This window comes from Flavobacterium sp. SORGH_AS_0622 (assembly GCF_030818825.1).
Classification (GTDB): domain Bacteria; phylum Bacteroidota; class Bacteroidia; order Flavobacteriales; family Flavobacteriaceae; genus Flavobacterium.
Map to the genome: position 1 here is coordinate 865,412 of NZ_JAUTAX010000001.1, position 11,594 is coordinate 877,005.

Sequence of the window (11,594 nt, forward strand, 5' to 3'; positions counted from 1 at the left end):
TGTCTAATTATGCTTTTTTCAGAAGCAATTTAATCATGTATTTTATTGACGTATGAATAAGAAACCCATTCATTATTTAAAAAAAACACTTCGTGTACTGTTATGGTGCGTGGTTTCTATAGTGGCACTTTTACTTCTTCTTATCATATTAATTCAAGTTCCGTCGATTCAGAATTTCGTTAAGGATAAAGCGATTACTTATCTTCATAATAAGATTAAAACCAAGGTTTCCTTAGATCATATTTCCATTAAATTTCCAAAAGATGTAGTGCTGGAAGGTTTTTATTTTGAAGACCAGAAAAAAGATACGCTACTGGCTGGTAAACGATTAGAGGTTGATGTTGATCTTTTTAAACTCGTAAGCAGCGAACTTGAAATCAATTCAGTTTCACTTGAAAATGTAAAAGCTAATATTTCAAGAAATAAAGATGGAGTTTTTAATTTCGATTATATTATAAAAGCGTTTGAATCTAAAGAACCAAAAGTTGAAGATCCAGATGCCAAACCTTTCAAAATTTCTGTAGTAAAAGTAAATCTCGATCAAGTAAAATTCAATTTTAAAGATGATTTTTCTAAAAATGATATTCATGTAAATCTGACCCATTTTGATACCAAATTCAAGAAATTTGACCTTGATAAAATGGATTTTAATATTCCGAATATCAATTTAAATGGCTTAAAAGTAGTTTTAGATCAAGATGTTGTGGAAAGAATTGCTGAAGTTTCGGTTAAGACTGTAGATACCATTTCAAAACGACCAGATTTCAAACTTGCACTAGATAAAATCACTTTAGCTAAAATTGATATTTTATACGACAATAAAGATTCAAAATTAAATTCGGGGATTCGTTTAGGGAATTTAAATTTGGCTGTAAACGAAATTGACCTCAATAAGCAGCTTTTAGATTTTGACACTTTTGAAGTAAAAAACCTAAGCGGAAATTTAAGATTAGTCGCAAAAGACAAACAAATTCAAGCGCCAGATTTAGATTCAACTTCTATCAAACAAGCAGGCTGGAAAGTTAAGCTGAATGATGCCAATCTAGAAAATATAGCGTTTAAATTTGATGATATGCAGTCAAAACCCAAAACAAAAGGTTTAGATTACAGTCATTTAGATTTGAGTAAATTCAATTTTAAAGCAGAGAAATTATATTATGCAAACGATACAATTTCTGGAAACATAAACACACTTACCGTAAACGAAAAAAGCGGTTTACAAATCCAGGCTTTAAAAACGGATTTCTTCTACGGACCAAAAAATGCGTATTTGAATAATTTGTATTTGAAAACGCCGCAAACCCTTGTGCAGGATAAAATTAAAGCAGCATACAAATCGCTGGAATCTATTCAAAAAGATTTAGGAAATTTGTCTGTTGATGCTAATTTGAAACAATCAAAAATTGGTTTCAAAGACATTTTATTGTTTGTTCCAGATTTACAAAAAACAAATCCGTTTAAGAGTAATCCAAATGCAATTTTGTATGTGGACAGCCGAGTAAATGGAAAAGTAAAAGATCTGAATATTTCGAAATTCGAAATGAGAGGAATAGGTTCTACAAAAGTTTCCCTTTCGGGGAAAATCGCCGGACTGCCGGATGCGCAAAAAGCTTATTACGACTTGAATATTAAAAACATTTCGAGCACTGCAAAAGACATTAATATGTTTGTGCCAGCTGGGACAATTCCAAAAAACATTCAATTGCCTTCTCAACTAAATCTACAGGGAAAATTTAAAGGATCGGTTCAAAACTTTAAAACTAATCTGGCCTTAAAAAGCAGTTTCGGAAATGCCAAAGTTGATGCTTTATTTGATCAGCGTCTTAAAAAAAGAGAAAAATACGATGCAACCGTTTATTTATTGGATTTTAATGTAGGCCGATTAATTAAAAACGATTCGATCGGAAAAATTACGCTTAAAGCGAAAGTAAAAGGAAATGGTTTAGACCCAAAAACGGCAAATGCGGCAATTGATGGTCTGGTGCAAAAAGCTGTTTTTAATCGCTACACATACAAAGATTTAGCTCTAAAAGGAAATATCGAAAATGGTTCTTTCGCCGTAAAATCTGGAATGAAAGATCCAAATCTGAATTTTGATTTAACAGCTTCAGGTGATACAAAAGACAAATATCCAAGCATAAAATTAAAACTAAATCTAGATATAGCCGATCTAGAAAAACTGAATCTGCATGCCGGGCCAATGAAGCTTCGCGGAAATGTCGATGCGGATATCGCAAACAGCAACCCTGATTTCTTAAACGGAAAAGTTTTTCTTTCGAACATTCAGATCTTAAAGGATGCCGAACCAATTGTTTTAGATTCGATCCGCGTTCTTGCTTTTGCAGATAAAGACAGTAATTCGATTAAAATTTCGTCACAATTTTTAAAAGCCGAAGTAGTAGGAAAATATAAGTTGACCACTTTATCAAATTCAATTCAAAAATCATTGTCTAAATACATTGACCTTCAAAATCCTAAAGTCAATGCGGAATCTGACGAACAGCGATTGGCGTTCAAATTAAAAGTAGACAATGATCCTGTTCTTTTTAAATTATTACCAAAATTAACTGGATTAGAGCCTTTTACCATAAATGGAAATTATAATAACCAAACAGATTCTTTAGCCATAAAAGGAACTATTCCGAGAATCGTGTATGCCGATAATACTATTTCAGACGGGAGAATCAATATTGAAGCAAAAGAAAATGCTTTAGAATATTTGGTTTCTGTTGCCACAATCGAAAGCGGTTCTCTTAAAATTCCGTTTACTAGTTTGTCTGGAAAAGTAGAAAACAACATTTTGACGTATGCGCTGGAAGTGAAAGATGTTAAAGACAAACAGCAATATTATATTGCTGGAAATCTTAACCATGAAAATTCTAAAAACATCTTTAAAATTGATGCAGAAAACTTCGTTTTAAATTATGATAAATGGAATGTCGATCCCGAAAATTCGATTGAGTTTGGAGATAAAAGACTTTATATCAACAAATTCTATATAGATAACTCTGGTAATGAATTAAAAATTCAGTCGCAGGGAACTCAGAATAATGCACCGCTTCAAGTTGATTTTGTAAACTTCAAAATTGAAACCATTATGAACATGGTTAAAAAAGATGAGTTGTTGATGCAGGGTCTAATAAACGGAAATGCTTTGGTCGAAAACGTTATGACCAATCCGACTTTTACATCAGATCTGAAAATTGATGATTTTACTTTTAAAGCTGAAAAAGTAGGTGATTTAGAAATAAAAGTAGATAATAAAACCGCTAATACGCTTGCTGCGAATGTTGCTTTAAGCGACGAAGGAAATGATGTAAAATTAACTGGAGATTATAAACTGGATGCAGGGAATTTTGACTTTGATGTTGCAATTAATAAATTGAATATCAAAAGCGTTCAAGGTTTTAGCATGGGAAATATAACAGAAGGAAAAGGTTTTCTTTCTGGGAATTTTAAATTGACAGGAAATACTTCGGCTCCCAAAATTAATGGCGAATTGAATTTTAATGATGCCGCTTTTAGAGTTACACAATTGAACTCGTACTTTAAAATTGGACAAGAAAAAATCACGTTTAATAATGAAACGATTTCATTTGATAAGTTCTCTCTTTTTGATGAAAATGACAACGAATTGTATGTTAACGGAACAATTCAATCGGCTGATTTTGTGAAGTATAATTTCAATCTTTTGGTAGAAGCAAATGATTTTAGAGCCATAAACTCTAAAGCAGCAGATAATGATTTATTCTACGGCGATTTGTTTTTGGATACCAAATTGAATATCAAAGGAAATTTAGATAGTCCAGTTGTCGATGGAACAATCAAGATAAATAAAGAAACCAAATTTACGGTTGTATTGCCGCAGTCAGATCCTTCAATTGCAGATCGAGAAGGAATTGTAGAGTTTGTTGATGAAGATAATATGTATCTGAAACAAACTGTTGACATGCAGAATAAACTCGATCAATCGGAACTAAAAGGAATGGATGTAAACGTTGCCATTACGATTGATAAAGAAGCAGAATTGACTTTGCTGATTGATAAAGGAAATGGTGATTATCTAAAATTAAAGGGTGAAGCAGAATTAGTCGGCGGAATCGATCAATCGGGTAAAACAACTCTGACTGGTAAATATGAGTTTTCTGATGGAGCTTACGAAATGAATTTCAACGGCATCAGAAGAAAATTTGATATTCAGAAAGGAAGTTACATCACATGGAATGGCGAACCGACATTAGCCAACTTAAATATAACCGCCATTTATAAAGTAGATGCAGCGCCGATTGATTTATTAGGGAATCAGTTAAAAAGCGAACCTCAAACGGTGCAAAATACATACAAACAAAAACTTCCTTTTCAGACTTTATTGAAAATGAACGGTGAACTGATGAAACCAGAAATCTCTTTTGGAATTACACTTCCTGAAGGAAATTATAATGTTGCTTCAGATGTGGTTGAACTTACGCAGACAAGATTAAAACAACTGGAACAAGATCCAGCAGAATTAAATAAGCAGGTTTTTGCACTTTTATTATTAAATAGATTTGTTGGAGAAAATCCGTTTTCGAGCGAAAGCGGCGGCGCAAGTGCTGAATCTTTTGCCAGACAAAGTGTAAGTAAAATACTTTCGCAGCAGTTAAACAATCTTGCAGGCGAACTGATCACGGGATTTGAAGTAAATTTTGACTTAGAATCTACGGAAGATTATACGACTGGAACTATGCAGAATAGAACCGACCTGAATGTTGAAGTTTCAAAAAGATTGTTGGATGACCGATTGAAAGTAACCGTTGGAAGCAGTTTTGGTGTTGAAGGCCAAGAACGTGCCAACGAAGAAAGTACGAATATTGCCGGCGATGTTGCTTTAGATTATCAATTAACAAAAGACGGAAGATATATGGTTCGTGCCTATAGAAAAAACCAATATCAAGTTGCTGTTGAAGGTCAGGTTGTTGAAACAGGAGTTGCATTTGTGATTACAATGAGTTACAACAAGTTTAGAGAGTTGTTTCATCGCAGTGAGCAGGAAAAAGAAATGATTCGCGAAGAAAAAATTCGAAAAGAAAAACAAAAACAGAAAGAAAAAGAAGCAAAAGAAAAACCAGAAATACAAAATCAGGAAGAAAAACAAATTGAAGGAAATGAGCAGAAAACATAAACATATAAGACAATTTTATATCAAGTGTATGGCACTGTTTTCCTTGTTTTTTATTGTAGGATGCAGTAATACCAAATATCTTCCAGAAGGCGATTTGCTTTATGTCGGTGGTTCGGTTACCGTAAAAGATTCGCTGATGAAAAAGAAAGACCGTAAGGCGCTGGAGACTGAATTGAAAGATTTATTGCGTCCAAAACCTAATAAACAGATTTTCGGTTTACGTCCTAAATTATGGATTTATAATTTGGCAGGCGAACCTAAAAAACAAAAAGGAACCAGATATTGGCTGCGTAATAAAGTGGGTGAAGCACCAGTTTTATTCAGTAAAGTTGACCTGGATTATAACGCATCGGTTTTGCGAAATTTTACGGAAAACAGAGGTTATTTTAAAAGCCGTGTAAGCGCCGATTCGACTGTTCGAAATAAAAGAGTCACTGCAGAATACACCGTTACTCCGAAACAGCAATACATTATAAAAAGTGTTACTTTCCCTGATGACTCTTTAAGAATATCAAAGATTATAGCCAAGAGCCACCGTAGAAGTCTTCTTAAAGTTGGAAAACCTTACGATTTGGATGTCATTAAAGCTGAGAGAGAACGTATTGATGCGAGATTAAAAGAAAATGGATATTTTTATTTTAATCCAGATTATATTTTGGCAAAAGTAGACAGTACTAAAGGAAATCATGAAGTGAAAATTAGACTTGTAATTAAAGATGATACGCCAGTAAAAGCGCTGACTTCTTACAAGATTGATAAAATATTTGTTTATCCAAATTACTCACTTACAAATGATAGTGCCGTTTATCGAAAAAGAAATATCACACAATACAAAGATTTTACAATAATAGACACTGCAGAAACTTTTAAACCAAGAGTTTATGATCGAACGATTTACTTTAAAAAAGGAGATTTATACAATAGAAAAGATCATAATTTAACTTTAAACCGATTTGTAAATCTGGGAACATTCAGTTTTGTGAAAAACGAATTTAAACCGTCTGATTCGATTCCAAATGCTTTAAATTCCTACTATTATTTAACCTTGCTTCCTAAAAAGTTTATTCGTGTTGAAGTTATAGGTAAAACCAATTCAGCAAGTTACACGGGGACAGAATTAAATTTAAATTGGAACAATCGAAACTTTTTTAGAGGAGCAGAATTATTTACAGCTTCAGTCTTTGGAGGAGCTGATTTCCAGCTTGGGGGAGTGAATAGAGGAAAAAATATTTATAAACTCGGAGGGGAAGTTAGTTTGACTTGGCCACGATTTATAACGCCATTTAATATACAAGGAAACAGCGAATTTGTGCCAAGAACTAAAGCAACTTTGCGTTACGAATATCAAAAAAGAACACAGTTGTATGCCTTGAATTCTTTCAACACTTCATTTGGTTATTTATGGAAAGAAAATATTCGTAAAGAACATCAATTAAATGTTATTGATGTTACGTATGTGAGTCCAAATCATGTTACACCAGAATATTTGGCAGATATAAAAGAAGATCCTGCGCTTGGAAAAGTAATTGAAAAACAGTTGATTTTTGGTCCGACTTACAATTATACCTATACGAATACCATGCAGAAACGCCGAAAAAATACCATCTATTTTAATGGGGAATTGGATTTAGCGGGAAATATTACAGGATTGGTTACAGGTGCCAATTATAAGAAAGATAATGTAAAGACTATATTTGATGTTCCGTTTAGCCAATATGTAAAAATCAAAACAGATTTCAGGCATTATTTAAAACTCGGAAAAGAAAGCGAATTAGCAAGCCGATTAATTCTCGGTGCCGGATTTGCTTATGGAAACTCAAATACACTTCCAACTTCAAAGCAGTTTGTCGTAGGAGGAACGAATAGTATTAGGGCCTTTAGAGCCAGAACGTTAGGGCCGGGGAGTTATGTGATTCCGCCGACAACAAATAATAATTATACACCAGATCAATCAGCAGATTTGAAGCTGGAATTTAATACAGAATATCGAGCTAAATTGTTTAGTATTGTTCGAGGAGCAGTGTTCTTAGATGCTGGAAATATTTGGCTTTTAAATGCCGATCCAAATAAACCAGGAGCTGAAATTTCAAAAGATTTTATGAAAGAACTTGCAGTTGGTGCCGGAGTAGGTTTGCGTTTTGATTTGTCATTTTTGATTTTAAGAACAGATTTAGCAATTCCGCTTCGTAATCCTGCGCTTCCAGATGGGCAGCGCTGGGTGATTGATAAGATTGATTTTGGAGATAGCTCTTGGAGAAAAGACAACCTGATTTTGAATATTGCTATCGGATATCCGTTCTAATTTTTTGTGTCTAATTTCATGAATTTTCACTAATCTTAGCTGTATGTTTTTTATCGATTTCACAAATTAAAAATTAAGAACGTCAAATTTGACATTTTAAAAAATTAGTGTAATTAGTGCAATTCGTGGCAAAGAATAGTAAAAAAAGAAGTAAATTGGTCTAAATATTTTATTAGAATGCAAAACTTAATCAAAAGAATTATAGGTGTTGGTGTCATCGTTTTATTAATTGTTCTGGCTTTTAAATATTGCCAGTTTAAAAAAGAAGACGATTCTGATATTCAGTATAATACTAATTTAATTCAGCAGCAAATTCTTAATGTTGGAAAATTGGTCGTAACCGAAGGTCATTTCTCTGAGGTAGTTACTTATAAGAATCAGCAGAAATATTTAATGGATTTGGTTTCTTTTGAAAAGAAAGCACTAATTGTAGTAAATGCTAATGTTACTGTTGCTTACGATTTACATCAAATGAAATACGATATCGATGAAAAAAACAAAACGATAACCATATTAAATATCCCAAAAGAAGAAATTACAATAAATCCAGATATTCAGTTTTATGATGTTGAACAAAGTAAACTGAATCCGTTTACGGGAGATGACTACAATAAAATCAATAAATCAGTAAAAGCCAATCTGGCTAAAAAAATTGAGAAATCTACTCTAAAAACAAATGCCCAAAATAGATTAATAAGTGAATTGTCAAAAATCTTAATTATGACAAATTCAATGGGCTGGAAATTACAATACAACGGGAAAGTTATCGAATCTGAGACTGAGCTGAATCAAGATTTGAAGTTATAGAGGAAAGGTACAAAGGTTCAGAGTAGCAAAGGTTCAAAGGTTTTTTTGCAATCTTGTCGTTTTGACGGAGGAGCAATCACACTAGAAATTTCGCAATTCTAATCGTCAATCTTTGTCGAATCCCGAGTGTAATTGCTCCTCCGTCTAAATGACAAATAAGCTTAAAAAACTCAAATAATAAAAACTTTCTCGCCTTAGTGTCTTTGTGGCAAATTAGGCAAAGAGCTATCAAAAATCAAATCCAATCCGCCAGAAATTAAATGTGCAATTTCAGGACGTTTTACCTTCAATTGATCCAAGCAAACCAATACTTCTTGTAAAAGCTGCTTTTCGTCTGAATCTTTTAGAAGCTCTGCTATTTCAATTGATAACAACCAATCGTTAGAATGATTATTTTTTAATTTTTCAAAAACAGACTTTAATTCGGTTTTAGAGTCTTTATTATTTCGAATGTTACGAACTGTTGCGTATAGAATTTCTAATTCATCACGTTCATCAGTATGTTTTGCTTTTATAGTTTTACTTGTCGGAACAATATTGATCAAATCAAAACTATTTACATCAGCAGGGCCAGAAAATGCAGATATAACTTTTTTACCAATCGCCATATCGTAATTTCCCCAATCAGGCTGAAACAAAATCATTTCTCCATGCGTAACTGTACAATTTCTAAAACTGATCAGGATAATTTCTCCATGCAAATTTCTAGAACCCGTAATGATTTCACCTTCAACAATGATATTACCTTCAAATTCCAGTTTTACAGTCTCGTTTTCTACAATGCTGTAAGCCTGCAAATCTTTCGGACTCATGTCTTCAATAGCCAGATTAAAACCTTTCAGTTTTCCAATCGGGCTTCCAAATCCATGCGGATGTGTCAAAGTTCCGTTGCCGACTAATTCTTTTTCGCGGTAAGCCAATGCTGTTTTTCCAGTTGTTTGAATGTAAACAGGTTTTCCTTCATCTTCAATTACATTGGTAAAAACTCCTGAAATTTGTAAACCTGTACTCAATTCAATTGTTCCTAAAGCATTGGATTGAATCAATTTCTGAATTCCCGAAAGACCTCCAGTTCGCAAAGCCATTTTATTCGCAAATTCTTCTAAAATCAGACTCAAATAAGAAAATGTAGGCGTTACATAAAGTTGTGGCTGTAACTGCGTAATATCAAAATTCTGATTCGCCGCTGAAATATCATACGGAATTTTCTTCACGTTATCAGTCATACACCAAGCACTTTCACCAATAGAAGAAAGTAATCCGGCACCATATATTTTAGGATCTTCAACCGTCCCGATTAAGCCATATTCAACTGTCCACCAATGCAGGTTTCTAATTTGCGCCATTTCAGACAATTCGCCCATATTGTTTTGTAAATCGGCAACTGCTTTTTCGGCTTCATCAATTTTTTCTTGCGGAGTGTCTTCGGCTTCCTTTAAAATCGAAAGCAGGCGAATCGCTTCGTACATTTGATAATCTTTGTGAGAAGAAATGGCTTTGCACCCAATTTCGCCAAAACGTCTTAAATATTCCGCATATTCTGGATTGGCAATAATAGGAGCGTGGCCGGCACCTTCGTGAATGATGTCTGGTGCGGGAGTATATTCAATATGTTCTAATTGTCTGATATCCGAAGCAATAACCAAAACATTATAAGCTTGAAATTCCATAAAAGCATTTGGCGGAATAAATCCGTCAACCGCAACTGCAGCCCAGCCAATTTCGCTTAAAATACGGTTCATTCCGTACATACTCGGAATAGAATCGATCTCAATTCCAGTTTTGCGTAAACCTTCCAAATACGAATGATGCGCAACTTTAGAAAGATAATCTACATTTTTACGCATAACATATCGCCAAACCGCTTGATTAATAGGAGTGTAGTCGCTATAATCTTGAGGCTTAATAAATTGCTGTAGATGTTTAGGCAATCGCTCTAATAACGGATTGGTTTCAATATTTGGGTTCATTTCGCAAACGTTGTAGATTAGAATGTAAAATTACGAATTTAGACCGCTAATTTTTGCTGTTTACCACAATATTTTTATTCTAAAGTGATTTTTATTGCGTTTTTATAGATTTTGAGAAATGAGTAATAGTTAAAATTTTAGCAGTCATTATTCTCATAATTGACTTTTTCCATTGTTTTTTCAAAGTTTTCAATTTCCTTTTTAGTCATTGAAGCCTCTTTTAAATCAACCTTAAGCTGTTTTTGAGCATCAGGGCTAATCCATAAACCAGTAAAAGTATTGCCGGTTTTCTTTAAAATTAATACACCGCTGAAACTATGTTCGACTAAAACAAATTCGTTTTCTTTTTTTCTGTTTTGAGTAATATCAAGCTGAATCCAATTATTTGATTTATTGTAACGATACATTGAAGTAAACATTAAATCGGCAGTACAAGGATTTTCTTCTGTTTTGATGTAAAGAGTTATAGGAGTTTTTCCGTCAATTGTTCCTTTGTATAAATTAGAAACTGGAGCTTGAGATTGTGCGTTTGAATGATTTATAAAAGAAAAACAAATTATAAAAAACAAGATTACTTTTTTCATAAATAAGAAATATAGATTTGAGATTAATTCATTCAAATATATCGAATTAAGGAATCTGTTTTTTATTGACCAATTAGTTTTTAAGATTTTTTACTGGAATTTCGTAACTCGTTTTCGGCATTTCTGAAATATTCAATTTTATGACTGAACATAAATGCCATATTTGCGGCACGCATTTTAGCTTCTTCAGTAATTACACCCGCAAATTGTGAGTCAATGGTAGAATTGAAAATCTGAATCCAGCGGTCAAAATGAGTTTTATCAACAGGCAGTTGTTTGTGTGGTGGAAATGGAGTTCCAGAATAAGCGCGGACATCAAATAAAATAGTCTGCCAGAAATTATACATTTTTTGCAAATGCGGTTTCCAGCGATCTTGCAGCTTATCATTAAAAATAGGACCAATAAGGTCATCTTTTCTAACATTTCCATAAAAGCTGTCGACCATTTGTTTAATGTCTTCTATTGTCGAAATATCTTTTAAATCTGCCATTTTATTGTATTTAAAGTAGATTGTAAAAATACAATTTAACTTTTTTTCTATACTGATATTTGTCATTAATCCCTGTAAATACGCAATAAACACGTTTTGTAAGGTAATTGTATAACTATTTTGTTTTTTGATAAGTTATTTAGCTTTGTATAAGTAAGTTTTTTATGATTTTTTGTTTTTTAAATTAATGATTCTTAGTTAATTATAGAACAAGGAGATGAGTTTTTGTTATATCTGATTTTTAAATTTGATGTGTATTTGTAAAGTTTTAAAAATGAT

At 32.9% G+C, this 11,594-nt stretch carries 6 protein-coding genes; 3 read left to right on the forward strand and 3 right to left on the reverse strand.

The window, feature by feature from the left end:
• The first annotated feature begins 52 nt into the window (after window positions 1–52).
• The 3 genes from QE431_RS03800 (at window position 53) to QE431_RS03810 (ending at window position 8,270) form a co-directional block, all read left to right on the forward strand.
• Complete coding sequence (locus QE431_RS03800) at window positions 53–5,161, forward strand: translocation/assembly module TamB (RefSeq protein ID WP_307292732.1); 5,109 nt, start codon at window positions 53–55, stop codon at window positions 5,159–5,161.
• On the forward strand, window positions 5,145–7,463 hold the full coding sequence (locus QE431_RS03805) for a BamA/TamA family outer membrane protein (RefSeq protein ID WP_307292734.1): 2,319 nt from the start codon (window positions 5,145–5,147) through the stop codon (window positions 7,461–7,463). Before QE431_RS03800 ends, QE431_RS03805 begins: the two co-directional genes overlap by 17 nt.
• Before the next feature lie 177 nt (window positions 7,464–7,640).
• Window positions 7,641–8,270 (forward strand): DUF4230 domain-containing protein, encoded by a 630-nt coding sequence (locus QE431_RS03810; RefSeq protein ID WP_307292736.1) that lies wholly within the window; start codon window positions 7,641–7,643, stop codon window positions 8,268–8,270.
• 194 nt (window positions 8,271–8,464) lie between these two features.
• Here the strand turns inward: QE431_RS03810 and QE431_RS03815 are convergent, their stop codons facing one another.
• The 3 genes from QE431_RS03815 to QE431_RS03825 all read right to left on the reverse strand — a co-directional run bounded on the left by QE431_RS03815 (window position 8,465) and on the right by QE431_RS03825 (window position 11,315).
• Window positions 8,465–10,240 (reverse strand): aromatic amino acid hydroxylase, encoded by a 1,776-nt coding sequence (locus tag QE431_RS03815; RefSeq protein ID WP_307292738.1) that lies wholly within the window; start codon window positions 10,238–10,240, stop codon window positions 8,465–8,467.
• 137 nt (window positions 10,241–10,377) lie between these two features.
• Window positions 10,378–10,824, reverse strand: coding sequence for a hypothetical protein (locus QE431_RS03820; protein ID WP_307292739.1), 447 nt, complete (start codon window positions 10,822–10,824; stop codon window positions 10,378–10,380).
• Window positions 10,825–10,904: 80 nt separating this feature from the next.
• The gene (locus QE431_RS03825; RefSeq protein WP_307292740.1) at window positions 10,905–11,315 is read right to left on the reverse strand and encodes a group III truncated hemoglobin; all 411 of its coding nucleotides are present in this window, start codon (window positions 11,313–11,315) and stop codon (window positions 10,905–10,907) included.
• Between the last annotated feature and the right edge of the window lie 279 nt (window positions 11,316–11,594).

What these genes read in the sequence shown, in the direction of transcription:
- QE431_RS03800 (WP_307292732.1), top strand. Translation starts at nt 53, where the DNA reads ATGAATAAGAAACCCATTCATTATTTAAAAAAAACACTTCGTGTACTG.
- QE431_RS03805 (WP_307292734.1), top strand. Translation starts at nt 5,145, where the DNA reads ATGAGCAGAAAACATAAACATATAAGACAATTTTATATCAAGTGTATG.
- QE431_RS03810 (WP_307292736.1), top strand. Translation starts at nt 7,641, where the DNA reads ATGCAAAACTTAATCAAAAGAATTATAGGTGTTGGTGTCATCGTTTTA.
- QE431_RS03815 (WP_307292738.1), bottom strand. Translation starts at nt 10,240, where the DNA reads ATGAACCCAAATATTGAAACCAATCCGTTATTAGAGCGATTGCCTAAA.
- QE431_RS03820 (WP_307292739.1), bottom strand. Translation starts at nt 10,824, where the DNA reads ATGAAAAAAGTAATCTTGTTTTTTATAATTTGTTTTTCTTTTATAAAT.
- QE431_RS03825 (WP_307292740.1), bottom strand. Translation starts at nt 11,315, where the DNA reads ATGGCAGATTTAAAAGATATTTCGACAATAGAAGACATTAAACAAATG.